The sequence below is a fragment of the Streptomyces sp. NPDC058308 genome (genome assembly GCF_042880275.1).
Classification (GTDB): Bacteria; Actinomycetota; Actinomycetes; order Streptomycetales; family Streptomycetaceae; genus Streptomyces.
In genome coordinates this window covers 56,801-82,928 of the sequence record NZ_JBHVZA010000027.1, presented here as the reverse complement: position 1 = coordinate 82,928, position 26,128 = coordinate 56,801, and the positions used below count along the sequence as shown (strand labels likewise).

The 26,128-nt window shown below is 71.6% G+C and carries 24 protein-coding genes and 2 riboswitches; of the genes, 14 read left to right on the top strand and 10 right to left on the bottom strand.

Translation table 11 applies throughout. From position 1 onward, the window contains the following. Window positions 1-36: 36 nt before the first annotated feature. Genes ACFVYL_RS30265 through ACFVYL_RS30250 form a run of 4 tightly spaced genes read right to left on the bottom strand, consistent with a single transcriptional unit; the run spans window position 37 to window position 2,797 of the window. A complete protein-coding gene (locus ACFVYL_RS30265; protein WP_389721520.1) occupies window positions 37-924 on the bottom strand; it encodes an energy-coupling factor ABC transporter ATP-binding protein in 888 nt (295 codons plus the stop codon). After that, on the bottom strand, window positions 921-1,670 hold the full coding sequence (gene cbiQ / locus ACFVYL_RS30260) for a cobalt ECF transporter T component CbiQ (RefSeq protein ID WP_389721518.1): 750 nt from the start codon (window positions 1,668-1,670) through the stop codon (window positions 921-923). Before cbiQ ends, ACFVYL_RS30265 begins: the two co-directional genes overlap by 4 nt. A gap of 6 nt (window positions 1,671-1,676) precedes the next feature. Beyond that, window positions 1,677-2,087 (bottom strand): energy-coupling factor ABC transporter substrate-binding protein, encoded by a 411-nt coding sequence (locus ACFVYL_RS30255; RefSeq protein WP_389721516.1) that lies wholly within the window; start codon window positions 2,085-2,087, stop codon window positions 1,677-1,679. Next, a complete protein-coding gene (locus ACFVYL_RS30250; RefSeq protein ID WP_389721514.1) occupies window positions 2,087-2,797 on the bottom strand; it encodes an energy-coupling factor ABC transporter permease in 711 nt (236 codons plus the stop codon). The genes ACFVYL_RS30255 and ACFVYL_RS30250 overlap by 1 nt, the downstream gene beginning before the upstream one ends. Window positions 2,798-2,826: 29 nt before the next feature. After that, window positions 2,827-3,011, bottom strand: a riboswitch (cobalamin riboswitch). Window positions 3,012-3,182: 171 nt separating this feature from the next. Between ACFVYL_RS30250 and ACFVYL_RS30245 the strand changes: the two genes are divergently transcribed. Together ACFVYL_RS30245 and ACFVYL_RS30240 are read left to right on the top strand one after the other, a co-directional pair. Then, on the top strand, window positions 3,183-4,100 hold the full coding sequence (locus ACFVYL_RS30245; RefSeq protein WP_389721512.1) for an alpha/beta fold hydrolase: 918 nt from the start codon (window positions 3,183-3,185) through the stop codon (window positions 4,098-4,100). Next, complete coding sequence (locus tag ACFVYL_RS30240) at window positions 4,097-4,678, top strand: histidine phosphatase family protein (protein WP_389721510.1); 582 nt, start codon at window positions 4,097-4,099, stop codon at window positions 4,676-4,678. The genes ACFVYL_RS30245 and ACFVYL_RS30240 overlap by 4 nt, the downstream gene beginning before the upstream one ends. A 136-nt stretch (window positions 4,679-4,814) precedes the next feature. On the opposite strand, the gene ACFVYL_RS30235 is transcribed toward ACFVYL_RS30240, so the two are convergent. Together ACFVYL_RS30235 and ACFVYL_RS30230 are read right to left on the bottom strand one after the other, a co-directional pair. Then, window positions 4,815-5,576 carry a CbtA family protein gene (locus ACFVYL_RS30235; RefSeq protein WP_389721508.1) on the bottom strand — a complete coding sequence of 254 codons (762 nt, stop codon included), beginning with the start codon at window positions 5,574-5,576 and terminating at the stop codon, window positions 4,815-4,817. 32 nt (window positions 5,577-5,608) lie between these two features. After that, entirely contained in the window at window positions 5,609-5,830 is a 222-nt protein-coding gene (locus ACFVYL_RS30230) for a CbtB-domain containing protein (protein ID WP_389721506.1), read from the bottom strand. Window positions 5,831-5,866: 36 nt separating this feature from the next. Further along, window positions 5,867-6,009: riboswitch (cobalamin riboswitch) on the bottom strand. A gap of 208 nt (window positions 6,010-6,217) precedes the next feature. On the opposite strand from ACFVYL_RS30230, the gene ACFVYL_RS30225 reads away from it, so the two are divergent. Then, window positions 6,218-7,210, top strand: coding sequence for a DUF3048 domain-containing protein (locus tag ACFVYL_RS30225; protein WP_389721504.1), 993 nt, complete (start codon window positions 6,218-6,220; stop codon window positions 7,208-7,210). Window positions 7,211-7,320: 110 nt separating this feature from the next. Here ACFVYL_RS30225 and ACFVYL_RS30220 read toward each other — a convergent pair whose 3' ends face one another. Continuing rightward, window positions 7,321-9,540 (bottom strand): MMPL family transporter, encoded by a 2,220-nt coding sequence (locus tag ACFVYL_RS30220; RefSeq protein ID WP_389721502.1) that lies wholly within the window; start codon window positions 9,538-9,540, stop codon window positions 7,321-7,323. Window positions 9,541-10,008: 468 nt separating this feature from the next. Between ACFVYL_RS30220 and ACFVYL_RS30215 the strand changes: the two genes are divergently transcribed. Together ACFVYL_RS30215 and ACFVYL_RS30210 are read left to right on the top strand one after the other, a co-directional pair. Beyond that, window positions 10,009-10,794 (top strand): arylamine N-acetyltransferase, encoded by a 786-nt coding sequence (locus tag ACFVYL_RS30215; protein ID WP_389721500.1) that lies wholly within the window; start codon window positions 10,009-10,011, stop codon window positions 10,792-10,794. Window positions 10,795-10,907: 113 nt separating this feature from the next. After that, window positions 10,908-11,384: a VOC family protein gene (locus tag ACFVYL_RS30210; protein WP_389721498.1), complete on the top strand. Its 477-nt coding sequence runs from the start codon at window positions 10,908-10,910 to the stop codon at window positions 11,382-11,384. A gap of 180 nt (window positions 11,385-11,564) precedes the next feature. On the opposite strand, the gene ACFVYL_RS30205 is transcribed toward ACFVYL_RS30210, so the two are convergent. From ACFVYL_RS30205 to ACFVYL_RS30195, 3 genes are all read right to left on the bottom strand, one after another. Next, window positions 11,565-13,433 carry a DUF4157 domain-containing protein gene (locus ACFVYL_RS30205; RefSeq protein WP_389721496.1) on the bottom strand — a complete coding sequence of 623 codons (1,869 nt, stop codon included), beginning with the start codon at window positions 13,431-13,433 and terminating at the stop codon, window positions 11,565-11,567. Window positions 13,434-13,462: 29 nt separating this feature from the next. Continuing rightward, the gene (locus ACFVYL_RS30200; protein ID WP_389721494.1) at window positions 13,463-14,140 is read right to left on the bottom strand and encodes a BTAD domain-containing putative transcriptional regulator; all 678 of its coding nucleotides are present in this window, start codon (window positions 14,138-14,140) and stop codon (window positions 13,463-13,465) included. A 200-nt stretch (window positions 14,141-14,340) separates the two neighbouring features. After that, complete coding sequence (locus tag ACFVYL_RS30195) at window positions 14,341-14,511, bottom strand: hypothetical protein (protein ID WP_389721492.1); 171 nt, start codon at window positions 14,509-14,511, stop codon at window positions 14,341-14,343. A gap of 210 nt (window positions 14,512-14,721) precedes the next feature. On the opposite strand from ACFVYL_RS30195, the gene ACFVYL_RS30190 reads away from it, so the two are divergent. From ACFVYL_RS30190 to ACFVYL_RS30150, 9 genes are all read left to right on the top strand, one after another. After that, window positions 14,722-15,018: a hypothetical protein gene (locus tag ACFVYL_RS30190; RefSeq protein WP_389721490.1), complete on the top strand. Its 297-nt coding sequence runs from the start codon at window positions 14,722-14,724 to the stop codon at window positions 15,016-15,018. Window positions 15,019-15,082: 64 nt separating this feature from the next. After that, window positions 15,083-17,029, top strand: a complete 1,947-nt coding sequence (locus ACFVYL_RS30185; protein ID WP_389721489.1) for a phage tail sheath family protein — start codon at window positions 15,083-15,085, stop codon at window positions 17,027-17,029. Between the two features lie 31 nt (window positions 17,030-17,060). Further along, window positions 17,061-17,561, top strand: a complete 501-nt coding sequence (locus ACFVYL_RS30180; RefSeq protein WP_389721487.1) for a phage tail protein — start codon at window positions 17,061-17,063, stop codon at window positions 17,559-17,561. A 2-nt stretch (window positions 17,562-17,563) separates the two neighbouring features. Next, on the top strand, window positions 17,564-18,433 hold the full coding sequence (locus ACFVYL_RS30175) for a hypothetical protein (RefSeq protein ID WP_389721485.1): 870 nt from the start codon (window positions 17,564-17,566) through the stop codon (window positions 18,431-18,433). 1,143 nt (window positions 18,434-19,576) lie between these two features. Then, window positions 19,577-20,416 carry a DUF4255 domain-containing protein gene (locus ACFVYL_RS30170; RefSeq protein ID WP_389721483.1) on the top strand — a complete coding sequence of 280 codons (840 nt, stop codon included), beginning with the start codon at window positions 19,577-19,579 and terminating at the stop codon, window positions 20,414-20,416. Beyond that, window positions 20,413-22,569, top strand: a complete 2,157-nt coding sequence (locus ACFVYL_RS30165) for an ATP-binding protein (protein WP_389721481.1) — start codon at window positions 20,413-20,415, stop codon at window positions 22,567-22,569. The genes ACFVYL_RS30170 and ACFVYL_RS30165 overlap by 4 nt, the downstream gene beginning before the upstream one ends. Further along, window positions 22,563-24,803 carry a DUF4157 domain-containing protein gene (locus tag ACFVYL_RS30160; protein WP_389721479.1) on the top strand — a complete coding sequence of 747 codons (2,241 nt, stop codon included), beginning with the start codon at window positions 22,563-22,565 and terminating at the stop codon, window positions 24,801-24,803. Before ACFVYL_RS30165 ends, ACFVYL_RS30160 begins: the two co-directional genes overlap by 7 nt. 5 nt (window positions 24,804-24,808) lie before the next feature. Next, a complete protein-coding gene (locus ACFVYL_RS30155) occupies window positions 24,809-25,528 on the top strand; it encodes a hypothetical protein (RefSeq protein ID WP_389721477.1) in 720 nt (239 codons plus the stop codon). Window positions 25,529-25,535: 7 nt separating this feature from the next. Continuing rightward, window positions 25,536-26,120 carry a hypothetical protein gene (locus ACFVYL_RS30150; RefSeq protein WP_389721475.1) on the top strand — a complete coding sequence of 195 codons (585 nt, stop codon included), beginning with the start codon at window positions 25,536-25,538 and terminating at the stop codon, window positions 26,118-26,120. Window positions 26,121-26,128: the final 8 nt, after the last annotated feature.

Genomic DNA, 26,128 nt, shown 5'->3' with positions numbered 1-26,128 from the left:
CCACCCGACAGCCGGACGCCGGGAGGGGCGGCTCGCTCAGCGCTCCCCCGCCGCGGCCACCAGTGCGGCCAACTCCTCCGCGGTGCGCGGGCCCTCGCCCGTACCGACCGCCAGGCCGTGCGTGCGCAGGAGCTCCCCGACGGCGATCCCCCACGGCAGGTGGAGCCCGGCCTGCGCCAGCAGGTCCCGCCGGCCCAGCATCTCGGCGACCGGCCCGGTCCGCACCCCGGCGGGGGTGAGCAGCGCCGCGTCGTCGGCCCAGCGCAGCGCCAGGTCCACGTCGTGGGTCGCCATGACCACGGTCGTCCCGGCGTCCCGCAGCCTCTGCAGCGTGGCGAGGAGGCGCTCCTGGCCGTCGGGGTCGAGGCCCGCGGTCGGCTCGTCGAGGACGAGGACGCGGGGGCGCATCGCCACGGCGCCGGCGATGGCGGTCCGTTTGCGCTGGCCGTAGGAGAGCAGGTGGGTCGGGCGGTCGGCCAGCGCCACGATGTCGAGTGCGGCGAGCGCCTCGGCGACCCGCGCCCGGACCTCGGCGTCGGGCAGGCCGAGGTTCAGCGGGCCGAACGACACGTCCTGCTCGACGGAGGCCGCGAACAGCTGGTCGTCCGGGTCCTGGACGACCAGCTGGACGGTGGTGCGCAGCCGGGTCAGGCCCTTGCGGTCGTACCTCACGGGGACCCCTTCGAGCGTCAGCCCGCCCGCGGCGGGGCGCAGTCCCCCGCTGAGCAGCCGCATGAGGGTGGTCTTGCCGCTGCCGTTGCGTCCCAGCAGGGCGAGGGCGCGGCCCGCGACGACGTCGAAGTCCAGGCCTTCGAGCACGGTGGGCCCGTCCTCGTAGGCGTAGGACGCGCCGCGCAGGGCGACCAGGGGCTCGCTCGGCCCGCCGCGGGCGACCGGCTCGCGAAGAGCCCTCGGCTCGGTCATGGAAGGAACCTTTCCAGTGCGAGGGTGAGGGCCACGAGGCCCGCGAGGAGCACCGCGGCCGCGGCCACGAAGCGCCGTGAGATCCGGGCGTCGGGCACGAGGACCCGCAGCGTGCCGTCGTAGCCGCGTCCGGCGAGCCCGGCCTGCAGCCGGCCCGCCCGGTCGAAGGCCCGCACGAACGCGGTGGCGCCGAGACCGGCGAGGGAGCGCCAGGTGGCCGCGCGGGTGGTGTGGCCGAGCCGGGCGGCCTGCGCCTGACGGATCCGGCTCATGGAGTCCAGGAGCAGGAAACTCATCCGGTACGTGACGAGTGCGACGTCCACGACCGGTGCGGGCACGCCCGCCTTCACCAGCCGCGGCAGCAGGTCCGACATCGGCGTGGTGAAGGCGAACAGGAGCACCCCGAGCGAGGCGGCGGAGGTCCGCAGGAGCAGGCCGCCCGCGCGCGCCGGACCGCCGTCGGCGAGCGTCACGAACCCGTCGGGGCTGCCGAGTTGGACGAGCAGGGTCAGGGCGCTCGTGACGCAGAAGCCGAGCGGCACACGGTAGGCCCGCCACAGCTTGCGGGGCGGTACGCCTGCGGGCCCGAGCAGCAGGACGAGCGCCGCGAGGACCACCAGGGCGGCGCCCGGCCAGGGCGGCAGGGAGATGGCGAGGACGGTGAGGCCGAGCCCGAGTACGGCCTTGTCCACGGGGTGTCGGCGGCGCCAGCGGCTGCTGTGCGCCGCCGCGTCGATGGGCAGCACGCCGGGTCAGACCTGCTCGGTCTCGGGCCGCTTGTCCGCCGCGTCGGCCAGCGTTTCAGCCGGCGTTCCGGTCGGCGAACCGGTCGGTGAACCGGACCGCTCGCCCTGCTCCAGCATCTGCTCGGCGCCCTGGCGGCGCCCCTTGCGCAGCCCGAAGTAGTACGCGAGCACACCGGCACCCATGGCCGCCTGCAGGGCGAAGAGCGCCGACTCGATCTCCCCGGAAGGGGGTTCGTACAGCGGGGAGAACCACGGTTCGTAGTCCGGCTCGATCTCGGTGATCGCCGTCTCGGCCTGCGCGTCGGCGCCGGTGAACGGCTCCTCCTTGTCGTCACCGAGCCCGAGTGCCAGGGGCAGCACCGCGAGCGCGGCGACGACCACGAGCAGCAGAATGTTGATCTTCGCGTTCCGGCTCATCAGGCGTTGGCCCCCGTCTCCGTCTTGGCCGTCGGCACGGTCGGGCTGCCCTGCAGCAGCACGCCGAGCCGGGTGAGCTCGCCCTTGCTGGACTGCACGAGCAGCCGCATCACCAGGACGGTGAGCAGTCCTTCGCTGACCGCGAGCGGGATCTGGGTGACGGCGAAGATGCCGCCGAACTTGCCCAGGGCGCCCAGGAATCCGCTGCTGGGGTCGGGGAACGCCAGTGCCAGCTGAACGCTGGTGACGCAGTAGGTGGACAGGTCGGCGACGAACGCCCCGAAGAACACGGCGACCATGAGCGGCACGTCGTACCGCTTGAGGAGCCGGTAGACCGCGTATCCCGCCCAGGGCCCGACGATCGCCATCGAGAACACGTTGGCGCCCAGGGTGGTGAGCCCGCCGTGGGCGAGCAGCAGGGCCTGGAAGAGCAGGGTGATGGTGCCGAGCACCGTCATGATGGGCGGCCGGAACAGGATCGCTCCGAGGCCGGTGCCCGTCGGGTGCGAGCAACTGCCCGTGACGGACGGGATCTTCAGCGCGGAAAGGACGAATGTGAAGGCCCCGGAGGCGCCGAGGAGCAGGGTGCTCTCCGGGTGCTCCCTGACCTCACGGGTCAGGGAGCGGACTCCGTGGACGACGAACGGCGCGGACGCTACGCCCCAGGCGATCGCGTGCGCCGGTGGGAGGAAACCCTCGGCTATGTGCATGGCTCGGCAGACCCTCTCCAGCACCTCGTGGATGGACAACGCGCCTTGGCCGGTCTCCTGGCTGACGGGTCGTACCGACCGGACTCCGCCTTCCCGGGTACGTGAGTACCCAGTGGCTGCCGCGAGGGCTGGAGCCGGACTTCCCGATCACAGTGGCGAGGGCCGCACCGGCATCACACCGGATTTCCCGTGCACCAAGGCGTGGTGACATTAGTGCGCAACTGATCTGCTGACAACTTGCACCCCAGGTGCGGGGGTGTCACACGCGAGCGCGTATACCACCGCGTACGCCCCTGTTCAGCGGCCGTGTGCGACTGGTGGGGCCCCTGTTGGCCCGACGCTCGGCAGCGGGGGCGCCCACGGAACATCCGGGTAGGTTTGCGCGGTGACCTCGATTCAGACGCAGGGCCTCGCATCGATGAGCGACGAGGCGCGATTGCATTGGACGGCGCTACGGGGCACGGCTCGGCGGACGCCGGTGGTCATGCTCCATGGCGGTCCGGGGCTGCCGGACTATCTGGGCGAGGTCGCCTCCATGGTCGCGGACCTCGCGCCCGTGTACCGGTACGACCAGCGTGGCACCGGCCGGTCCCCTTGGGAGGGCCGCCATTGCCTGGCGCGGCACGTCGACGATCTCGCTGAGCTGCTCGACGCGTGGGACGCGCCGAGGGCCGTGCTGATCGGGCACTCGTACGGCACCGACCTTGCGAGCCGGTTCTGCCTGAAGCACCCCGGGCGGGTCGCCGGGATGCTGCTGATGTGCGGGCCGTTCGTCGGTGACTGGCGTACCGGCTACCGGGCGGAGCGCGGCCGCCGCATGTCCGCGGCGCGGCGGGAGCGGCTCCGCGCACTGGAGGAACTGCCGGGCCGCACGGAGGAGCAGGAAGTCGAGTTGCTCACCCTGTCCTGGTTCACCGACCACGCCGATCCCGGACGCGGATGGGCCTGGGCCGCGCAGAGCGCCCGGCGGCGGCGCCCGGTCAACTGGGCGATGAACGGTGACCTCGGCAGGGAAGGCCGCGCGGACCCGCTCGACGAACATCTCGACGACCTGTCCGCGCGCCTGCCCGCGCGAACGGAGCTCCTCGGTGGGACCGACGATCCGCGCCCTCTGTCATCACTCGCTTCACTGGCGCTCCGGCTCGGTCTTCCACTGACGCGGATCGAGGGCGCCGGGCACGAACCCTGGTTGGAGCGGCCCGACGCCGTGCGCGCGCACCTCCGACGATTCGTGCGGGGTGCGGCGCACCCGAAGCCTGCGGAAGCGGGCTCCGGCACCCACCAGCGGAAGGACGTCCAGTGACCACGCGCGTGCTGCTCGTCGCGCCTGCCCTGACCGCCGCGGCGCGGCGCGGCGTGTTCGGCGACGGCGAGCCCCTCGACCCGGCCGGCGCGGCACAGACGCGTCGGGCGGCCGGAACCCTGCCCACGGGATGCCAGGTCCTCGTCTCCCCCGGCGCGCGCTGTGCGCAGACCGCCGACGCACTCGGCCTCGGGGCGCGCCTGGAGGCACCCTCTCTGGCCGGTCTCGACCCGGGCAGGTGGCGCGGCAGGTCGCTGGAGGAAGTGAGTGCCGCGGAACCGCAGGCGGTGGGCCGTTGGCTGACCGAGCCGGAGGCCGCGGCTCCGGGCGGAGAGTCCGTGGCGGACGTGTGCTCGCGTGTGGCCGAGTGGCTGGACGCGCTCCGGGCGGACACCCCGTCCGGACGCGTCGTCGCCGTTGTGGAGCCCGAGGTGGTGCGGGCGGCGGCCGTCCATGCGACGGGGGCGCCGCTGTCCGCCTTCTGGCGGTTCGATGTCCTGCCGTTGTCGACGACGGAACTCAGCGGACGCTCCGGACGCTGGAACATGCGGCTCGGCTGCCCGCTCGGTGCCGCGTGACGCGCTCGGTCCAGCGGCACTGGTCAGGGTGGCGGGCCAGCAGCACGGCCCCGCGACGACGAGACGGCCCCCCGACGAGTACGCGCAACTGATCGCGAGCCGTCGGCAGATCGGGGTGTCCGGGCACTCCGCCGCCCTACCGGTCCGCCGCGACCGGCTTCCCGGGCGTGGGCGCCGCGGGCTTCGGCAGCAGCAGGCGCTGCGCCAACTCCCCGAAGATCAGCCCGAAGGCACCCCACAGCGTGGCCTGCATGGCGAGGGCGGAGAGCCGGAAACGCCAGAGCAGGGCGGCCGGGAAATGCTCGGGAACGTCATTGATCACGGGCAGGAACTCGTAGGCCAGTCCAATGGCCACGGCGAAACCGAGCACGGCCACGACGGTCGCGTACCAGGCACCGAGCGCGGGCACAAGCCGCTTGCCCAGCAGGGTCGCGGCGATCGCGAGGAGCACGCTGAGCACCATCATCAGCAGATACAGGGAGGTGCGCTTGCCGATGGTGTCGGGGTTGCCGACAGCGGGCGGACTGGCCGGGTACTTCAGGAACGGCACGACGTACACGGCCAGCAGCGCGCAGCCCGAGAGCAGCAGCGCCGTCGCACGCGGGCCGAACCGGCCGACGCGGCCGAGGGCGAAGCTGTAGGCGAGCGCGGCGATGCCGCCGAAGGCGACCCCGTAGACGAGGACGCCGGTGGCGAGGCCGGCCGTGGACTGCAGGCTCCGGGAGACGAGTTCGACCTCGTCCCCGTGTGCGTGGCTCGCGTGGGCCTCTTCGAAGTCGATGGCGGCGTCGACGTTCGGCTCACCGAGCCAGTAGGCGATGACGAGGGCGAGCACGCCGGCCCCGAGACCGGCGAGCATGCCTCGAACGAGCAGGTTGCGTACGGTTGTCGAGTTCATGAGCGGGCCGAATTTCCCCTGGTGAGTGGCAGTCAGTGGCAGGGGAAGCCGAGCAGATGGCGGGCGTCGTGCACCCATTCATGGACCTCCGCGCCGCTGAACACGGAGGTGGCGCCCTGTTCGGCGCCGACGAAGTACAGCAGGACCAGCATCAGGATTCCGAAGAAGACCGCCCATGGGGCGATCACCTTCAGCGGCAGCTTGACCGGTACGGCAGGTGCGTCGGCGGTCGGCTGAGCGGCGTGTTGCGCCATGGTGGTGCCTCCTTCGGGAGTTCGCGTCCCGTCTCGGTGGTGCAGAGGACGACAGCCACGGGTCTGACTCACGAGCGGTACGGGGACCGCTCGCACACAGTGGCGCGACCGTGCCGGAGTCACACCGGCTTCCGTCGAGCTGTCGTCGATATCGCAGTGACGGTACCGCGTGGCGCGTACATGGCCAAGACCGGCCGCCGTCGGAGCACCCCGGGGAGCGCTCACGCACCCCGGAGCGCGGTTCGGGGCGGAGCCACGCGGCGGGCACCCGTAAAGAGTGATGTGGCGGTGGTGGATGGCCCAGCGGCGATTGAGGCCGGGGTCCGGGGCGGTAGACCTGCGGCTGCGTCAGGCAACACCGGTTCCGCCACGAATGGAGACGTCCCCATGGCAGCCAGGCCAGTACGGGCCACCCGCCGCACCCGTCTGGGCACCCGCGTGCTCGCGCTGGTCGCCACGGCGACGCTCGCCGTGAGCGCCCCCTCGTTCGCGAGTGCACCGGCACACGGGGACGGTGCCGCGCACCGGACCCCGTCACCCTTCACCGGGCAGCCGACCAGCCAGGGACCGGTCCTGGCCGTGAAGTTCGACAACGCGCGGGCCGCACGGCCGCACACCGGTCTCGACCAGGCGGACATCATCTACGTGGAGAAGGTCGAGGGCGGCATGAGCCGCCTGATGGGCGTGTACTCCAGCAGGGTTCCGGAGTCGGTCGGCCCGGTGCGCAGCGCGCGCGAGTCCGACACCGAACTCCTGCGCCAGTTCGGCCGGCCCGTGCTGGCCTACTCCGGGGTGCGCAGCGCTCTGCAGAAGGTGCTCAGGGAAGCCCCGCTGTACGCCCGCCCGCACGACCGTGTGCCGCGCGCCTACTTCCGAGAGAGCGCCCGGCCCGCCCCGCACAACCTCTTCGTACGCCCGCGGGCGCTGCTGCGTTCGGCGCCGCGGGCCGGCCACCCGACCGACATCGGCTTCCGCTTCGGCCCCGCTCCGGCGGGCGGCGCCCCCACCGGCAGCCGGACCGTCCGCTACTCCGCCGCCAGCCACACCTTCGACTGGTCGCCGCGGGAGCACCGGTGGCTCGCCTCCTTCGACGGCGCCCCCGCGCTCAGTACGTCGGGGTCCCGGCTCGGCGCCGCCACCGTCGTGATCCAGTACGTGAACATGCGTCCCTCGCGCTTCAAGGACGTCAACGGCGCGGTGACGCCGTACATCGAGACGGTCGGCAGCGGCCGGGCGCTGGTGCTGCGCGACGGCAGGGCCTACCCCACGCGCTGGAACCGTTCCGCGGCCACCAGGGGCACGGCGTTCACCCGCGACAACGGTGAACCGATGCCCTTCGCCCCGGGGCAGGTCTGGATGGTCTACGCGGACCGCGGCTGAGGCGCACGTCCCCGGCTCCGACGGAGCCGGGAAAAAGACCGGGCGGGCCGGCCGAGGCACTTCCCCTCAGGGGTGCCCCGGCCGGCCCGCCCGCGCCGGACCGTCGTGTCTCACCTGCCCGCAGGGGCAAGCTCCCGGTCCGTCTCGGCCTCGGGTGCCCCCGTGTCGCCGAGGTTCTTGTGCAGCTTCTCGCCCTCCACGTCCACGTTGGGCAGGAGCTTGTCCAGCCAGCGCGGCAGCCACCAGGCGGACTTGCCGAGCAGGGCGAGGACCGCGGGCACGATCGCCATGCGGACGACGAAGGCGTCGAAGAGGACGGCGATGGCCAGACCGAAGCCCATCATCTTGATCATGTCGTCGTTCTCCATGATGAAGCCGGAGAAGACGCTGATCATGATGATCGCGGCCGCGGCCACGACCCGTCCGCCGTGGGTGAAGCCGGTCACGACCGACTCGCCGGGGCGCGCCCCGTGGACGTACGCCTCGCGCATCCGCGTCACGAGGAAGACCTCGTAGTCCATGGCCAGGCCGAAGACCACGCCGATCATGAAGATCGGCATCATGCTCATGATCGGACCCGGCTGGTCGACGCCCACGATGTCCGCGAGCCAGCCCCACTGGAAGACCGCGACCACGGCCCCGAGCGCGGCGGCCACCGAGAGCAGGAAGCCGAGCGCCGCCTTGAGCGGGACCAGGATCGAGCGGAAGACCAGCATCAGGAGCAGGAACGCCAGGCCGACGACCAGCCCGAGGTAGGGCAGGAGGGCGTCGTCCAGGGTCTGCGAGAAGTCGATGGTCATCGCGGTCTGGCCGGTGACCAGGATCTCGGAGCCGGTGTCGGAGCCGATCCCGTCGGCGGTCGAGCGGATCGACTTGACCAGTTCCTCGGTCTCGTGGTCGCTTGGCCCGGTCTTCGGGACGACGTTCATGATGGCGGTGTCGCCGGCCTTGTTGGCCTGGGCCGGGGTCACGGTGGCGACGCCGTCGATCTTGCCGATCGAGTCGCCGACGGTCTTGGCGGCGGCCGCCACACCGGAGTCCTTGCTGACGGTGACCATCAGCGGGCCGTTGAACCCGGCGCCGAAGGAATCGGACAGCATGTCGTACGCCTTGCGCTGGGTGGTGTCCGGCGCCGACGTGCCCTCGTCGGGCAGGCCGAGTTCCAGGCTGGCGGCCGGGACGGCCACCGCACCGAGGCCGAGGACGGCGACCAGCAGCACGGAGAGCGGGTGGCGCAGCACGAACCGCGCCCAGCGGGTGCCGAGCTTCGGCTTGGCGTGCGGGTCGAGGAGCGAACCCGCGGGCTTCTTGCGGTCCTTGCGGCGCAGCACCTTGCGGCCCGCGAAGCCGAGCAGCGCGGGGATCATGGTGAGCGCGATGAGGACGGCGATCACGACGGTGCCGGCCGCGGCCAGACCCATCTTGGTGAGGATCGGGATGTTGACGATCGCGAGGCCCGACAGGGCGACGACCACGGTGAGGCCGGCGAACACGACGGCGGATCCGGCGGTTCCGGCGGCCCGGCCCGCGGCTTCCTCCGGTTCGCGGCCCTCGGCTATCTCCGCTCGGTAGCGGGAGACGATGAAGAGGGCGTAGTCGATGCCGACGGCGAGGCCGATCATCATGGCCAGCGTGGACGTCGTGGCGGAGAGGTCGAGGACGCTGCCGAGCGCCGCGATGCTGGAGATGCCGATGCCGACGCCGATGAGCGCGGTCAGGAGCGGCATGCCCGCGGCGATCAGCGAGCCGAAGGTGAGGATCAGGACGACCGCGGAGATCGCGATGCCGATGAGTTCGGCGCTGCTGCCCATCTCCTGCTCGGCCATGACCGCGTCACCGCCGGTCTCGACCGTGAAGCCCGCGTCGCGGGTCGTGTCGGTCGCGTCGGTCAGCGCGTCACGGGCCTTGTCGGTGAGTTCGGTGGCGGCCACCTTGTAGGTGACCGATGCGTAGGCGGTGGAGCCGTCCTTGCTGACGGTCTGGGCCTTGTAGGGGTCGTCGACGCTCGACACCTGCGGGCCCTTGCCTATCGCCGCGACGAGCTTCTCGACCTCGGCCTTGGGCTTGGCGGAGGTGATCTTCTCCCCCTTCGGGGCGCGGATCACGACACGCGCGCTCGCTCCGTCGGCGCTGGCGTCGGGGAAGCGCTTCTCCAGCAGGTCGAGGGCCTTCTGCGACTCCGTACCCGGCATCGAGAAGGAGTCTTCGGGCGGGGCGGGAGCGGCCGAGGAGGCGAAGATGGCCCCGGCCAGCGCCACCACCCACAGCAGCGCCACGTAGCGGCGTCGCCGGAAGGCGAAGCGGCCTAGTTTGTACAAGAACGTAGCCACGGCGAAGGGGGCTCCCGTCGAGTCAGGTGCGGACGACCCTCTGCCGGTGCGATCGGCGCACGTCAGCGGGTCCAGCAGGAATAGCTCCATCCTCACTGCCGATTGAGGAGAACAAGTCCGCCTGCGAGCCGGACTATCGACCCACGGTCGCTGTACTGCGCCGCGCGCGAAGTCATCCCCTGGGAGGAGAGCCGATCTCCCTTTCTCAACCACAGGGTGCAGTCACGTGTCAACGAGTTCTGCATCATTGGCGCGGAACTTTCCCCTCCCCTTTTTGCGTGCCGTACCGCCACCCATGTACCTGCATCATTCACGCATCGGCGGCTGTACGGCGTGCCGGAATGCGTGGCCGATGGCCTGATCTCACTGCCCACCGAGGTCCTACCGGAGTCCTAGGACCGACGGAGGGGGCGGGGGCCGTCCGGAGCCCGTGTCCGCACCGGGCGTCGCCCCACCACACTGGTGCCCATGGACTCCGAACAGATCGACGCCTACCTGCGGCGCATCGGCGCCGAGCGCCCCGCCGCCCCCACCACCCGGGCCCTGCGCGACCTGCACGTCGCGCATCTGCGCAGCGTCCCCTTCGAGAACCTCTCGATCCATCTCGGGGAGGACATCGAGCTCACCGACAAGGCTCTGGTGTCGAAGGTCGTCGAGGCGCGCCGGGGTGGCTTCTGCTACGAGCTCAACGGCGCGTTCGCCGCCCTTCTGACGGCTCTGGGCTTCGACGTCACGCTGTTGCAGGCCCGGGTGTACGCGGACGAGGGGCAGCTCGGCATCCCGTACGACCACCTGGCGCTGCACGTGCGCACCGAGGACGGCGGCGACTGGCTTGCGGACGTCGGCTTCGGCTCCCACAGCCTGCTGCCGCTGGCCTTCGGCGACCGGGGCGAGCAGGCCGATCCCGTCGGCACGTTCCGCATCACGCCGACGCCGGAAGGTGATCTGGAGGTCGCCCGGGACGGCAAGCAGCAGTACCTCGCCGAGCCGCGGCCGCGCGCGCTGGCCGATTTCAGGGTCGGCGTCTGGTACCACCGCACGTCGCCCGACTCCCACTTCACGCAGTCCCTGGTCTGCTCTCTGCCCACCGACGACGGACGCGTCACCCTCAGCGGCCGCACCCTCACCACGACCGCGGCGGACGGCGAGCGGCAGACCACCGAACTGGCCACGGAGGCCGAGGTGCTCGCGGCGTACGAGCAGCATTTCGGCATCGTGCTGGAGCGAGAGCCGCAGGTGCGCGAACCGCGCTGACCGGGTGACACAAACCGGTCGGCGCGTGGCGATGAGTTCTTGGCGGTGCGACGGTCCACATTGGCAGACACAAAGGGCGGACAGGACCGCCGCGTACGCGACAGGAGAGCGCCATGCCCAGGATCACGCCCAACCTCTGGTTCGACCTGCAGAGCGAGGAGGCCGCGCAGTTCTACGTCTCGGTCTTCCCGAACTCGGAGATCAAGAACGTCCTGTACTACGGAGAAGGCGCCCCGCGCCCGGCCGGAACCGTCCTGACCGTGGACTTCGTGCTCGACGGCCAGCCCTATACGGCGATCAACGGCGGGCCTGACTTCACCTTCGACGAGGCCGTCTCCTTCCAGATCGGCTGCGCCGACCAGAAGGAGGTCGACTACTACTGGACGTCGCTCTCCGAGGGCGGCGAGGAGGGCCCCTGCGGGTGGCTGAAGGACAAGTACGGCCTGTCCTGGCAGGTCGTGCCCGACGTGCTCGTCGAGCTCATCGCCGACCCGGACCCCGAGCGGTCCCAGCGAGCCATGCAGGCGATGCTCGGCATGAAGAAGCTGGACATCGCCGCGCTGCAGGCGGCGGCCGACGGCACGGCGTAGCACGGGGAAGGCGCGGGGCGGGGCGCGGGCGGGGCCGCGCCCCGCGTCCTGTCCCGTGAGGCTGAGGGTGAAGTTCTCGTGATCGCCCACGTACAGCTCGCGGAACCCGCGTGGGCTGCCGCCCGAGACGCAGAGCCAACGGCAGGCCCGACTGCACGGGTGCCTCGCTGACCCCGCGCCTCACGGCACGTATTGCACGCTCCCCGGCGCGATCAGCGCCATCGGCCCTATCTGCCACAGCCGCCCGGGCGGTTCCGGCTGGGTCGCGTCGAACTGCGTCGGCCAGGCCCCGCCGGCCGGCAGCCGCGTCTGTTTGAAGGTGTACCGCGTCCGGCCGAAGGTGTAGCCCTGGAACGCGGCCAGGGAACGGGTGGGGTCCCAGACGTCGCAGATCTTCTCCACGTCCGTCCGGTAGCTCAGGTGGTTGGCGGCGACGTAGAAGCTGATGAGGTTGGACGGCAGGTCCTCCTCGGAGAACGACGAGCCGGTGACGAAGTCCGTCGAGCCCTGCGTCTCCTCGAACACCGTGGAGACGGCCATGAAGATCGCCAGGGACACGCGCAACACCTGGTCGGGTGTGAGCGGTTGGAGGATCTTCGAGGTCACGCTCGCGGCGTTGACCGTCACCCCGTGGAACGCGCTCCGCTGCGTGGCGATGACGATCTCCGCGGGCAGCGGGCGGAGGATTTTTATCGCGACGGCACGGTTGCGGCGCCGCCCTTCCTCGTGGGTGTTGCTCGCCAGGTACTGCTGCGCGCCGGCGAACGTCGTCGCCGTGAAGCGCTTCTGCAGGTCCTCGGGGAACATCCGGAGCACGGCCAGCGCCCTGGCCGCCCGCAGGTCCACGTTGGCGCGCTCCACGCCCATGCAGTCCGAGAATCCGTAGATCTCCCCCGATGCCTTGGGGTCGGCGGCGAGTTCCGCGGCGATCGGGGAGAGGGCGCCCGCGAACAGCGCGGCGTCGGACTGCCCGACCTCGAAGCCGTACAGGTCGGTCTCCGTGTGGTTCGGGAACTGCGTGCGCTCGGACAGCGGCGCCCGCGGGCGGGCCGAAGCGGCGCGCTCGCCGGGCGCGTACTGCCCCGGGCAGTCCTCGTACACGCCGACTCCCGGCTCGTCGTGCCGTACCGCGTGGTGGCCGGGCTGCCCGGAGCGCCCGGCCTCTTCCGCACTCAGCACCGCGGACGCCGCCCGCACCTGGCTGATCAGAAGCTCGGCCGCGTCCGGCCGGACGTGGCCCCAGTCGATCCATCCGCAGTGCGTGGAGTAGCTGTAACGGGGCCGGGCTTCCTGGACGCCGTCCGCGGTGACCTTGCGCTGGACGACGGGGGCCGTCGCGCTCGGCCCTCCGGCGGCGGGGGAGTCGCTCCCGGCCGGGCCCGTGCCGCTCGTCTGCTGCACCACGTGGGTCAGTTCGTGTGCCAGTAGCCGCTGGCCCTGGATGGTTTCCGGCGCGTACTGTCCGGCGGCGAAGACCAGGTGGTGGCCGAGGGTGTACGCGTCGGCGTGCACCGCACGTGCCGACGCGGCGGCGCCGGCGTCGGTGTGGACGCGTACACGGCCGAAGTCGTGGCCGAAGCGCGGCTCCATGAACGCGCGGGTGGCGGCCGACAGCGGTTGGCCGCCGGTGGCCGGCGCCACGGTGTCGCCGGGCGCGCCCGCGTCGGCCGACACGCGCCGGCGCACGAGGGGCGTCCCCCCTTGCGCACCCGGCGGCGCGGTGATGCGCTCGGCGATCCGGTCGGCTTCCCGCTCGTACGCGTCGCCGGCCGGCCCGACGGTCAGCTTGGGCTGCGCGGCCCCACTCGGCCCGCAGCCGGCGCAGCCGCCCCCACAACCACACGGCGCGGCGGGGCTCATGCCGTCGCCCTCGTCCCAGTCGCCCGTCCCCCGGCCCTCCGCGGCGGCACGCTGCAGATAGCCGTTGCCGAGGCTGCGCCGAAGCGTCGGGCCCCCGCTCCCCGCGCCCGGGACCGGCGCCGCGGACCGTTCCCGCGTCGCGGGCACTGGGTACGGCAGCGACCTCTGGTGGTCCTCGGTGGTCAGCATGGTTTCCCTTCCGGCGGCCGGGGCGCGGATCACCCCTGCCGGCTGGCGTCCCTCTCGCCCCTGCCGCCGCTGCGCGCGTCGCCGCCGCCGTCCCGCAACAGGTCCGTGAGGTCGGGCGCCGGCCCCACCCCGAGCTCCCGCTCCAGGAGGCGCGCGTACATCTCCAGGCCGCGTCGGCCCTCCACCCAGTTGCCGGCGGCCAGATGCGCCAGGAGGAGGGTGCGTTGCGCGCTCTCGCGCAGCGGCTCGGCGCTGACCGCCGCCATCGCGACGTCCACGGCTTCCGCATGACAGCCCATGAGCCGCAACTGCTGGCTCTGCGAGTCCAGGGCGTGCAGGAGTCGCTGCCGGACGCGTTCGCGCTCCATCAGGGCCCAGTCGTCGTACCAGCCGGGCAGCAGCTCCAGCGCCTCCAGGCCGGGCGGCGCGGAACGCAACTCGTCCTGCGCCGCGGTGTGTTCGATGACGCGGGTCGCCCACGCGCTGACCGCGTGCACATCGACGACCACGTCATCGTGCACGATCAGCCCGTGGTTGTCGGCCGACAGCAGGTGGACGTCCACGCGGTTCAGCCGCCACAGCGCTGAGCGCAGGTTGCCGTGCGCCCGGTCCTCGTCGTTGACCGGCCACAACGAGCCCGCGGCGTAGGCCCGGTCCACCCGGAAGGGGCGCAGGGCGACGAAGGCCAGCAGGCGTCGGCAGCTCATCGGAATGTCCACCCGACGCGTTCCCACGCTCACGTGGAGTTCGCCGAACAAGTGGAGCACTGGAGGTGGTGCACCCAGGTCTCCAGAGGTCAGAGAGTACGGAAAAGCTGATCCCATCAGTCCCCCGTCCGGAATTCACCGGTCGGAGAAATCAGGCGATGGGTCGCCGTTCAGCCGCCAGGTGCCGGATGCTGGTTGTATCAACTCCCGGGTGTTTCGGCGAGGAAGGACTGCAAGAATTCCCGCATCGTCTGTAGGGCGGATTCGACGTCTGCGGTAGATGATTCGGCACCCATCGAGAAACTGTCGATGTCGGGGTTGATCTGCAGCGTGATCAGCGCTCCGTGGCTCTGCGCCAGGATGCGGACCACGCACACTCCGGTTCTGCCTCTTCCGGACGTCATGATGCCAGCCTGTCGCCGTCTCGTCACCGTGGCGTTGCCGCGGGCGGCGCCGGGCCGGACACCGGCCCGTGGTGACGGACGGGTGACGGCACCCGGTGATGCTGGCGTCGTGGCTCCGGCGCTGCCGCCACAGGAGGCGGCGTGGCGTGGGGCACACCCGCAGCGAGGAGAGTCGACGTGGCCGTAAGGATCAGAAGTCTCCTTCCCTCCGGGCCGCTCGTGGTGGAGCTGGCCTCGGGGAGCGCGGTACGGCTGTCTCCCGGGGAGGTCTCGCGGGAACTGCCCGCCGCGGAGGTCGCCGGCAGCGCCAAGGTGGAGAAGCTGCGGGCGCAGCGGGTGATCGCGGTCGAGGACGTACCGGCGGAGACCACCGAAGAGGTTGCGCAGGAAACCGAACCGGCCCCGGAGCCCGCCGATTCGCCGGGTCGGAGGGGAAAGGCCGCCGCCAAGCGGTCCGAGGCACAGGACGACTGAGGGAGCCCGAAATCAGCCGTGGATGCGAATGCGTCGGGCTGATGTATTGCGACAGGAGACGACCATGGCGACTCTGACTTATCCGGGTGTCTACATCGAGGAGATTGCCGGCGGGACGCGCCCGCTCGACGTCGCAAGCACGTCCACGGCGGCCTTCGTCGGTTTCGCCGAGATGGGCCCGGAGGAAGCGACCCGCATCACGAATTGGACGGAATTCCAGCGCCGGTACGGGACGTACACGGACGATGGATATCTCGCGCACAGCGTGTTCCAGTACTTCAACAACGGCGGGCGGCAGTGTTACGTCGTGCGCGTCACCCGCACCGACGCCGCGACCGCCGCAGTCACCGTCAACAACCGGGCCACGCCGGTCGCCGGCGGCATGACGTTCTCGGCCCGCAGCAAGGGCGCCTGGGGCAACACGCTGTTCCTCCAGATCGAGGACGGAACGCTCGACCCGGGCAACGAGTTCAAGGTCAGCGTGCGACGCCAGGCCGACCCGGCGGTCGTGCCCGCCAACTTCAAGGACACCGCCCCGCTGGAGGTCTTCGACAACCTCAGCGTCGACCCGACCGCCCCGAACTACGCGGTCGGCGTCCTGGCGCAGGACTCCACCCTCATCAGCGCCCAACTGCTGTCCGGCAACCTCAGCGTGCAGCGCGGCATCCACCGGGGCGGCTTCGCACCGACCCTGCCGCTGAACGGCAACCTCGGCTTCCAGATCAACCTGGACGCCGACGGGTTCCAGGCGGTCACGCTGCTTGCGCCGGCCGGCGCCTCGACCGTGCCGGCGGACGTGGCGACAGCGGTGCAGACCGCGGTGCGCGGCCTGACCCGGAAGAAGACGTCCACCGACGCCACGGCCTTCACCGCTTTCACCTGCGCCGTGGAGACCGTGGCCGGGCAGTCCCGGTTCGTCCTCCAGTCCGGCACCACCACCCTCGCCACCTCGTCCGTACGCGTCCAGCCGGCGGCGACCGCGGACGCCACCGGCCTGCTCAAACTCGGCGCGGGCAACGGCGGGCGGTCCGAGGACGGGGCGGCGGTCCGGCGCCCCGCCAAGGCCGACGTCGTGCAGATCGGCGACGCGGCGGTAGCCGCTCCGGTCATCGCGCCGGTGACGCTCGGCAGCGACGGCGTCGCCGCGGTGACGGAGACGACGTTCAGCTCAGGCTTCCCGCGGCTGGACAACGTGACGGACTTCAGCCTCCTCGCCGTCCCCGGCGAGGCGACGACGTCGATGCTGGACCTCGGCATGGCCTACTGCGCCAACCGGCCGCTCCAGGACGTGTTCTACATCGGTGAGACGGGCTCCCACGACGACACCGCCGACGAGGCCGCCGCCTTCCGCGCCAAGCTCACCGTCGCCAACTCCTACGGCGCGCTGTACTTCCCCTGGGTCAAGGCGCTGGATCCGACCGGCCGGTCCCGGGAGCCCGTCCTGCTGCCGCCCTCGGGGTTCGTCGCGGGACTGTACGCCCGTATCGACGCGAGCCGCGGCGTGTGGAAGGCGCCGGCCGGCACGGAGGCGAGCCTCAACGGCGTGGCCGGGCTCGCCGCGGAGCTCGGCGACGTGCAGCACGGCAGCCTCAACCCGCTGGGCGTGGACGTCATCAGGCGCTTCGCCGGCGCGGGAGTGGTCGTGTTCGGCGCGCGCACCATCACCTCGGACCCGGCGTGGCGCTACGTGCCCGTCCGCCGTACCGCGATCATGCTGCGGGTCAGCATCTACAACGGCATCCAGTGGGCGGTGTTCGAACCGAACGACGAGCCGCTGTGGTCGCAACTACGGCTGACCATCGGCTCGTTCATGATGACGCTCTTCCGCCAGGGGGCGTTCCAAGGTGCCACGCCGACGGAGGGCTTTTTCGTCAAGTGCGACGGCGAGACGACGACGCAGACCGACATCGACAACGGGGTGGTGAACGTCCTGGTGGGGTTCGCCCCCCTGAAGCCGGCGGAGTTCGTCGTCGTGAAGATCAGCCAGAAGGCGGGCCTCGCGTCCGGGTGAGTGACGACCGCCAGCGGAAGGAGAGCGCCCGATGCCCAAGTTCAGCGTCAACGCGACACGGTTCGACCCGTACCTCGGGTTCAAGTTCAAGATCAAGGTGGATGGCCAGTACGTGGCCGGCCTGAGCAAGTGCAGCGCGCTCAAACGCACGACGGAAGTCACGCCCTGGTACGAGGGCGGGGATTCGAGCGGGCCGCACCAGATCCCCGGCAAGACGAAGTACGACGCGCTCACCCTGGAGGCCGGTGTCACACACGACACGACCTTCGAGGCGTGGGCGAACAAGGTCAACAACTTTCAGGGTGACGCGGCGATGTCCCTGGCGTCCTTCCGTAAGGACATCAGCATCGAGGTCTTCAACCACCAGGGGCAGAAGGTGTTGGCGTACAACATCTTCCGCTGCTGGGTCTCGGAGTACCAGGCGCTGCCACAGCTCGACGCGAGCGGCAACGCCGTGATGATCAGCACCGTCAAGCTGGAGAACGAGGGCTGGGTGCGGGACACCTCGGTGACCGAGGCCAAGGAGACGTAGGGGTGTCCGTGGGGGTACTGCCGGGCGGCTACTGGGACGCCGAGGGGCGGCTGCACCGCGACTTCGAGCTCGCGGTGCTCACCGGGCGCGACGAGGAGTTGCTCGCCGACGCACGCGCGCCGCGGCCCGCGGCGCTGGTCACCGAGGTCCTCAGCCGCTGCGTGCGCCGGCTCGGCGGCATCTCGCCCGTACCGCCCGAGGTGGCCCGGGGGCTGCTGGTCGCCGACCGGCAGTACCTGCTGCTCCAGCTGCGCAGGGCGAGCTTCGGCGACGTGGTCCGCGCACATCTCGTCTGCCCCTGGGCGGAGTGCGGTGAGCGGGTGTCCTTGGAGTTCTCCCTCGCCGACGTGCCGGTGGAGGAGGCCTGCAGGCGGGCCCCCGCCCACACGATGACGCTGACGGCCGAACCCCTGGAGGTCACCTTCCGGCTGCCGAACGGGGCCGACCAGGAAGAGCTCGCGGAACTGTCCGCGAGCAACGAGGCCGAGGCCCTGACCTCGCTCCTGGCCCGCTGCGTGCAGCGGCTGGGACCGGACGGGGACCCGCCGGACCAGCGGCGGATAGCCGACCTTTCGGCAACCGCCCGGTCCGAGATCGAGCAGCGGATGCACGGACTCGCCCCATCCGTCGAGCAGCAGATGGAGGCGCGGTGCGTCCACTGCGGCCGGGTGATCATCGCACCGCTGGACATCCAACGCTTCTTCCTCGGCGAACTGCGCACCGACAGCGGTTTGCTCTACCGCGAGGTGCACTACCTGGCGTACCACTACCACTGGAGCGAACACGAGATCATGGAGCTGACCCGCGACAAGCGGCGCACCTACATCGAGGTGCTCGCCGACGCGATCGAGGTGCTCAACAGTGGCGCATGAGGGCTACCTGCGGGGTGTCTTGGCTGACGGGCGGCGGCCGTTCCGGCATCGCGCCCGGGTACGCGCACTGCTCGGGCTCCCTGAGGACACCGGGGTGCGCGTCACCTTCGTGCCGCCACTGCCGGGCGTCGGGTTCGCGTATTTGCGGCCGTGGTACGGCTCGGGGGAACCGTACGGGGGGCCTGATGGCTCGGGGGTGGTGTACGGGATGCCGAGTGGCCCGGATGTGCCGTACGGGCGGTCTGATGGCGGGGATGTTCTGCCGGCCCGGATCGAGTATGACTTCTTCGACGCAGACGCAGACGACGACGCAGACACGGGCAAGGGCGCGGACACGGACACGGGCGCGGAAGCCGATGCGGAAGCCACCGCGCGTCCCGTGGCTGTAAGCGGCGGCCAGGAGGACGAGCGGAACCAACCGACGCGGGCCACTGCCGTGTCGTCCCCCAGGGAAGGTAGTGACGAGGCGGCGGACGTGGTTTCCGTGACGGTTCCGGGGATCACGGCAATGCCGTCGGCGCCTGTGTCACCGTCACGGTCATCCGGCGGGCAAGAGCGCCCCCGACAGCACGCGCCAAAGGAAGCCGTCCCACCGAACCACCCACCGGCCAACACCCCAGCACCAGAACCAGCACCGACCACAAGCGGCGTACCGAGCCACGCACCGCACAGACCGGCCCCGCAGTCGGCGACCGTTCCGGCCGTACGCACCGCTGCGCCGCAAGCCCGCACCACCCCGCGGGAGCAACCCGCCGTACCCCCGTCCACACCGCCCCACCCGACGGCGCGCCCGGCAGCGCCGCACGGTCCGGAGCTCCGCGCACACGCGACGCGACCCGGCCCTGAGCCCACCCCCGCCCAGCACCGCGGCACACCCCCACCGCCGCCTCCCGACCGCCGCCCGCGCCCCCGGCCCCTCCCCACCCAGCCGCCGCGCAGCGTCACCACGCCCCGCCCAGGGCCCCCGGCGCGGATGCCCTGGCCGGAGGAGACCGCGGCGGCACCAACTGCCGAACCGCCGCCCTCCGTCCCCCTCCAGCCGGCCCCGCCCGTCATCATCAGCCCCCCTCCCCCGCCCCTCGACGGCATCGCCGCCTTCTGGGTGCGGCGCCATCTCCCCCGCCTGCGCGGCAGGATCCTGCGGTGAGCGCCGGGACCGCGATCGGCATGGTCAGCGCCTCGCTGCGCAGCCTCCTGGTCGGTGAGATGCGGCTCACCCCGGCCATGGACGTGACCGTCCTCGCCCCCGACGAGCCGGGCGGCGGCCGACGCGTCAACCTCTTCCTCTACAAGATCACCGAGAATCCGTACCTCAAGAACCAGGACTGGGCACTCCGGCCGGGCACCACCGACCAACTCCTCGACGCCCCCCTGTCCCTGTGCCTCTTCTACCTCCTTACGCCCTACGCGCCGAACGACCCGCTGAGCGGCAACGTGACCGCGCACCAGAGCGTGGGCGAGGCCATGCGGGTCTTCCACGAGAACCCGGTCGTCCCCCGCACCTACCTCGACCCCGGTCTCCTCGACGCCCGCGAGCGGCTGCAGATCGCGATCGCGCCGCTGGACCACGAGGAGCTGAGCCGGATCTGGAGCACCTTCGCCCAGCCGTTCCGGCTCTCCGTGCTCTACCAGGTGTCCTCCGTCCAGCTCGACCGGCTGCCGGGCGCGGCCCGCCCGCTGCCGAAGCGGGTGCGCCGGGTCGGCATTCCCGATGTACGGGCGCCCCTCAGCCCGCCCGAGGTCACCGCCATGTCGCCGGCCGCGGGACGGGCGGGCTCGGTGCTCACGTTCACCGGTACGCACCTGGCCGGGTGGCTCGCCGACGTGCGTCTCGGTGGCGAGCCGGCCGGGGCCGCGGTGCCGCTGAGCGGTGACGCGTTCACGGTGACACTCGCCGCGGGCCTGAAGGCCGGGTTCTACGAGGTGCGCGTGGACGTCTCGCACCTGTTCCGCCGCACGTTCGTGTTCGAGGTCACGCCATGACCCATCGCGCGTACCGGGACAACGGCGAGCACCTCGCAGACGAGTTGCGCCGCCTCGACCTGCTGATCGAGCGCCGGCTCGCGACGGTCAGCCTGCAGAACGAGGCGGCCCCGCAGCAGCAGGCGGCCCGCACCGTCTACATCACCCGGCAGGAGGTCGACTGGCTGCTCACCCACCGACCCCAGGACCCGCCCTCCCCCGCCACCGAACTCGACCGGCTGGACGCGGAGATCGACGCGCGCGTGCGGCGCAGCGCCGCCAACGGCGTCACGCTGGCCCTGCCCGCGCTCGGTGCGCTCTTCGCGCTGAGCCCGTGGGAGCTGCGGGCCGTCACCGTGTGCCTCGGCCCGGAACTGCGGCGCAAGTACGACCGGCTGTACGCCTACCTCCAGGACGACATCACCCGCAAGCGCCCCAGCGTCGATCTCGTCCTCGACCTGCTCTGCCCGGCCGAGCGGCAGCGCTGGGCCGCTCTCGGCGCGTTCCAGGAGACGGCGCCGCTGCTGCGCACCGGCATCCTGCGGAAGATCGACGACCCGCAGAGCCCCTCGGGGTCCACCGGCCTCGCCCAGTTCCTGGCGCTGGACCCGCGGATCTGCCGCTTCCTGCTGGACGCGGACGCCCCCGACGCACGGCTGTACCGCGCGGAAGGCGCCGCCGAAAGCGACATTGATGCCGAAGACGCCGACGCGGATCTCGCGCAGGGCCTGCGCCGCCTCGCCGAACACCACCTCAAGCAGGACGGCGACGCCCGCCCACTGGTGTTCTACCTGTACGGCCCCCCTGGCGCGGGCAAGCGCGAGCTGGCCCGCCGTACCTGCCGTGACCTGGGCATGGGGCTGCTCAGCCTCGGCGACCAACCGGCGTACGGCACCGACCTGAGGGAGGCGCGGCTGTGCCGGGCCGCCGTCCACCTGCCGCACGCCGACGCGCTCCGCCACGACGACGCCGCGCCGCTGCGCGCCGCCCTGGCAGCGGCCGTCGCCGACTTCGGTGACCTGGTGTTCCTGACCGGCGAATCGGCCTGGGACGGCGAGGAGAGCTTCGCCGGCGCCCTGTTCCAGCCCGTCCCCGTGCCGCTGCCCGAGGTGGACCGCGGCACCGCACTGTGGCGGCGGCTGCTCGCCGAGCACACCGCCGAACCGGGCGCGTGGGCCGCCGAGTTGGCGACGCTCTTCCGCCTGTCGCCCGGCGGGATGCGGGCCGCGATCCGGTACGCCCGAAACCGGCGGCTGATGGAGCCGCTGCCGCGCGCCATGACCCTGGCCGACCTGTCCGCCGCCTGCCGGGCGCTGTCCCGCCGGCGGCTCGGCGACCTGGCCGTCGAGGTGCGGCCCCGCGCCGGCTGGGACGACCTCGTGCTGCCCACCGACCGGATGGAGCAACTGCGGGAGGTCCGTGACCAGCTCCGCCACCGCCACCAGGTGTACGACCGTTGGGGCTTCGGCGGTGAGACCCACCGCGGCAAGGGGCTGAGCGTGCTGTTCAGCGGGGTCCCGGGGACGGGCAAGACGATGGCGGCGGAGGTGCTTGCGCACGACCTCGGGCTCGGCCTGTACGCCGTGGACCTCTCCGGGGTCGTCAGCAAATACATCGGCGAGACCGAGAAGAACCTGGCCCGCGTCTTCACCGAGGCGCGCACCGGCAACGCCATCCTCTTCTTCGACGAGGCCGACGCGCTGTTCGGCAAGCGCACCGAGGTGTCGGACGCGCACGACCGGTACGCCAACATCGAGACGAGCTACCTCCTGCAGAAAATGGAGGAGTACGAGGGCGTGGTGGTCCTGGCGACCAACCTGCGGCAGAACCTGGACGACGCGTTCACCCGCCGCGTCCGCTTCATCATCGAGTTCCCGTTCCCCGAGGCCGACAGCAGGCTGCGGATCTGGCAGGGCCTCTTCCCGCCGCAGGCTCCGGTCGCGGCGGACGTCGACTTCGCCGCGCTGGCCCGGGAGTTCCCGGTGGCCGGCGGCAGCATCAAGAACATCGTGCTGAACGCGGCGTTCCTGGCCGCGGCCGACGGCGGGCCCATCGGCCGGCGGCACATCCTGCGGGGAGTCCGGCGGGAGTTCGAGAAGATCGGCAAGCTCTGGACGGAGCCGGCCCCGGCCGGCGACGCCGTCGGGGCCGCCAAAGGGGCGGGGCCATGCTGACGATGCCGCACCAGACCACCCACTCCACGGAGACGCACAGGCCGCGCCCGGCACCGCCGCAGGAACCCCGGGCGAGGGCCGCGACCGACCTGGCGTTGCGGCGCAGTCTCGGCAGCGACTACCTCCAGCGCCTCGCCGAAGACGGCGACGGCGAGCATGACGGCCCCTCGGGGTGCGGCTGCTCGGGAGGCTGTTCCGGCTGCGGTCCCGTGCAGACCAGCGCGCTCGTCGGGCCCGCCTGCGACCGGTACGAGCAGGAGGCCGAACGGGTCGCCGAACGGATCGTCGCGACCCCCGGCCCCGCACCCTCCGGCCCCGCGCCCGCCACCCCGCGCCCCGCCATCCAGCGGCTGCCGGCCGGGCACGGCGGCACCGGCGGCACGCCGGCCGCCTCCCCGCCCACCGGCGGCGGACGCCCGCTGACGCCCGCGTCCCGCACGTTCATGGAGCCCCGCTTCGGCCAGGACTTCGCGCACGTACAGCTGCACACCGACACCGCGTCCCACCAGTACGCGGCCGGCATCCGGGCCCGCGCCTTCACTCACGGCCACCACATCCACCTGGCGCAGAACGAAAGCGAGCACGACCACCGGCTGCTCGCCCACGAACTGACCCACGTCGTGCAGCAGCGCGGTGGCGGGGCTCCGGCGGCCGGGACCGTACAGCGGGCGATCAGCCCCGAACTCGACCAGATCGAGGACTACCTCGGCTACGGGCTGTTCGACTGGGCCATCACCGACCAGGACGCCACCCGTTCGCTGGACCTCCTCAAGTCACTGCCCCGTCTCCAGCAGGCAGTGTTCTTCAACGACGCGAACCACGCGCGGCGGCTGCGGGAGAACCTCCCCGACGGGCGGCTCCCCGAGTACGACCGGCTCGCCGCCGACGTCGCGGGGCTGCAACCGCCCGCCACCGCGCTGGAGACCATCGAGGACCGCCTCTCGTACGGGCTCTTCGACTGGGCCGTCACCGACCAGGACGCGGTGGTCGCCCTCGACCTGCTGAAACAGCTCTCGGGGAACCAACTCGCGACCGCCATGGCCGCCATCGACTACGACCGGCTCCTTGACAACCTGCCGAACGCCCGCAAACCCGAGCTCACCGCGCTCTACGACCGGGCCCTCGGCACGGGCGGCACCCGGCAGACCGAGGAGGGCAGCCACCCCGGCACGCTCCTCAGCTCCGTCACCTTCCGGTCCGACCACGGACTGATGAAGAACAACGAGGACGACTGGGAGAGCGACGGCAGCGCGTACGGAGAACCGGAGTGGTTCTCCGACAAGGGGCTCGCGAACAGCCGCCCGATCAGCCAGAGCATGGGCACCAGCGTCCGCGCGGACGTCAACCTCAATATCACCCCGCTCAACGCGCCGGCCGCGCCCGTCCGGCTGACCGGCCGCAGCACCGAACCCGCGCTGAACTTCGAATTCTCCGGCACCCTGCACGGCGGCACGGCCCGGATGCTGCCGCTCGTCGGCACCACCGCGCTGCCCGGCACCGTCACCTCGCTGGAGAACCGGCAGATCGTGTGGGACCTGGAGTGGCAGCAGTGGAAGCGTGAGATCGCCCGGACCCGGCACAGCGTGTACGTCACCGCCGGCCCGCCCCGCGCACCGGCGGAGGTTACGCTCCGGCGCATGCGGACGTCGACGCGGATCGTCGGCGAAGCCGCCCGTGAGGCGGGCTCCCTCGACCCGCACGCGCTGGTGACGAGCGTCATGAAGCGCTGGAACAGGTACAACCTGTTCGTCCGGCTCGACAACGCGTGGAAGCTGGCGGACGACCTGGCCACCGGGGCGCAGTGCATCGACATCGTGCGCTTCGTCCAAGGGGCGCTTCTCCAGGTCGGTCTGGCCGGCAGCACCGCGGCCGTCGTCGTCTGGGCCAAGCCCAGCAGCCCCGACCACGCCGAGGAGACCTTGGGCGGCGGCCTGTCCGGCACCAGGCACCCCGACAACCCGTGGTTCGCCGCGCTGCTCGACGCCAACGGGTGCGGCAACAACTTCGAGGCGGCGCTGCGCTTCGCGCACGGCGGCGTGACCCGCTACTACCCGGGCGGCGCCAACCCGAACAAGGCCTACTCCACCCCCACGGACGTCCTGCACGTCTTCCAGTGCCTCGCCTGGGTGGAACCCCTCGGCCCGCGCCGCATGAACGTACGCCAGATCCTGACCACCTATCCGCACGGCCACTGCACCACCGGAGAACTGACCTGCAACGGCGGGGAGGACTAGGCGACATGACCGACGGCTTTCCCAACAAGCCACGCATTCTGCGCGGCGCATTCGTGGAGTACGGGCTGAGCCTGCCGCCGCTCCTTGTGGTGTTCCAGTTCAACCCCGTGCAGCTCACCCGTAACCGATCGCTGTCCTACACCTTCGCCGGCGCCCCCGCGGCGGCAGCGGCGGCGCAGAAGTCGGGCGCACCGCCGCGCACCCTGCGCACCGAACACGGCCGGCGCTCCAGCCTGCTGGACGTCCAGCGGGAGCAGTTGGTGACCGTGGAGGAGCAGAAGCTCGGCTTCGACATCCGCCTCGACGCCACCGACCGGCTGGACGACGGCGACACGGTCACCGAACAGTTCGGCATCGGCCCGCAGATCGCGACGCTGGAGCTGATGACGCAGCCGAAACGGGAGAGCGTGCTCGGTGGCCTCGCCGCCCGGCTGCTGCACAAGCCCGACGGGTTCAGCTTCACCCGCAGCGCCAACCCGCCGCTGATCCTGTTCATCTTCGGCCGCAAACGGGTGCTGCCGGTGAACATCAACTCTCTCAACATCACCGAGACGGAGTTCAGTGCCGATCTGAACCCCATCCGGGCCACTGTCTCGGTCTCCCTCACGGTCATCGAGGGCAGCAGCATCCCCTACCGGTACACGCAGACCATGACGGAGGTCATGTCGACCGTGGGGTTCGCCTCCGCCGTCACCGATGCAGCGAACGTCGTCGTCCCAGGGTGAGTGACACATGTTCAGCAAGCTGTCCCGCTACCGCACCGTCCCCGACATGGTGTCGCCCGACGCCCGCGGCCGGATCCTGCCCGCCAAGGGCGTCCGGCCGCTGCCCGACACGCCCGGCGCGCTGGAGCACACCGTGGACTCCGGCGACCGGCTGGACCAGCTCGCCGCCTCCTACTACGGGCAGCCCCTGCACTACTGGCACATCTGCGACGCCAACCCGCTGTTCCTCTCCCCCCTGGAACTCCTCGGCCAGGAACCCGTGACGTCCACCCACTTCCCGCTCACCACGGCGGCGAAGGACCCGCCGTGGGCCGCGCTGATCGCCGCGCTGTCGGCGGTGAACGGGGTGCGTGACGTGACCGTGGCCGAAGACGTGGAGCTCGTCCCGCAGACGCAGACGGTGAGCGGGCAGCAGGTCACCGTGATCGTCGAGCGATTCGCCCGCGCCGTCGTCGTCACGTACCACCGCATCGACGTCCAAGCGCAGGACCTGGCCGCGCTGATCGCGGCGCGCGGCTTCGACGTCGGGCCGCCGGTCGACCGCGGGCGGCTCGGTCAGTCCATCGCGATCCCCGCGGCAGTGAGCGGATAGGGGGCCGG

Bases quoted from the DNA above. Each gene is read 5' to 3' on its own strand.
- ACFVYL_RS30265 (WP_389721520.1), bottom strand. From the start codon at position 924: ATGACCGAGCCGAGGGCTCTTCGCGAGCCGGTCGCCCGCGGCGGGCCG.
- ACFVYL_RS30255 (WP_389721516.1), bottom strand. From the start codon at position 2,087: ATGAGCCGGAACGCGAAGATCAACATTCTGCTGCTCGTGGTCGTCGCC.
- ACFVYL_RS30250 (WP_389721514.1), bottom strand. From the start codon at position 2,797: ATGCACATAGCCGAGGGTTTCCTCCCACCGGCGCACGCGATCGCCTGG.
- ACFVYL_RS30235 (WP_389721508.1), bottom strand. From the start codon at position 5,576: ATGAACTCGACAACCGTACGCAACCTGCTCGTTCGAGGCATGCTCGCC.
- ACFVYL_RS30230 (WP_389721506.1), bottom strand. From the start codon at position 5,830: ATGGCGCAACACGCCGCTCAGCCGACCGCCGACGCACCTGCCGTACCG.
- ACFVYL_RS30225 (WP_389721504.1), top strand. From the start codon at position 6,218: ATGGCAGCCAGGCCAGTACGGGCCACCCGCCGCACCCGTCTGGGCACC.
- ACFVYL_RS30215 (WP_389721500.1), top strand. From the start codon at position 10,009: ATGGACTCCGAACAGATCGACGCCTACCTGCGGCGCATCGGCGCCGAG.
- ACFVYL_RS30210 (WP_389721498.1), top strand. From the start codon at position 10,908: ATGCCCAGGATCACGCCCAACCTCTGGTTCGACCTGCAGAGCGAGGAG.
- ACFVYL_RS30205 (WP_389721496.1), bottom strand. From the start codon at position 13,433: ATGCTGACCACCGAGGACCACCAGAGGTCGCTGCCGTACCCAGTGCCC.
- ACFVYL_RS30200 (WP_389721494.1), bottom strand. From the start codon at position 14,140: ATGAGCTGCCGACGCCTGCTGGCCTTCGTCGCCCTGCGCCCCTTCCGG.
- ACFVYL_RS30185 (WP_389721489.1), top strand. From the start codon at position 15,083: ATGGCGACTCTGACTTATCCGGGTGTCTACATCGAGGAGATTGCCGGC.
- ACFVYL_RS30180 (WP_389721487.1), top strand. From the start codon at position 17,061: ATGCCCAAGTTCAGCGTCAACGCGACACGGTTCGACCCGTACCTCGGG.
- ACFVYL_RS30165 (WP_389721481.1), top strand. From the start codon at position 20,413: ATGACCCATCGCGCGTACCGGGACAACGGCGAGCACCTCGCAGACGAG.
- ACFVYL_RS30160 (WP_389721479.1), top strand. From the start codon at position 22,563: ATGCTGACGATGCCGCACCAGACCACCCACTCCACGGAGACGCACAGG.
- ACFVYL_RS30155 (WP_389721477.1), top strand. From the start codon at position 24,809: ATGACCGACGGCTTTCCCAACAAGCCACGCATTCTGCGCGGCGCATTC.
- ACFVYL_RS30150 (WP_389721475.1), top strand. From the start codon at position 25,536: ATGTTCAGCAAGCTGTCCCGCTACCGCACCGTCCCCGACATGGTGTCG.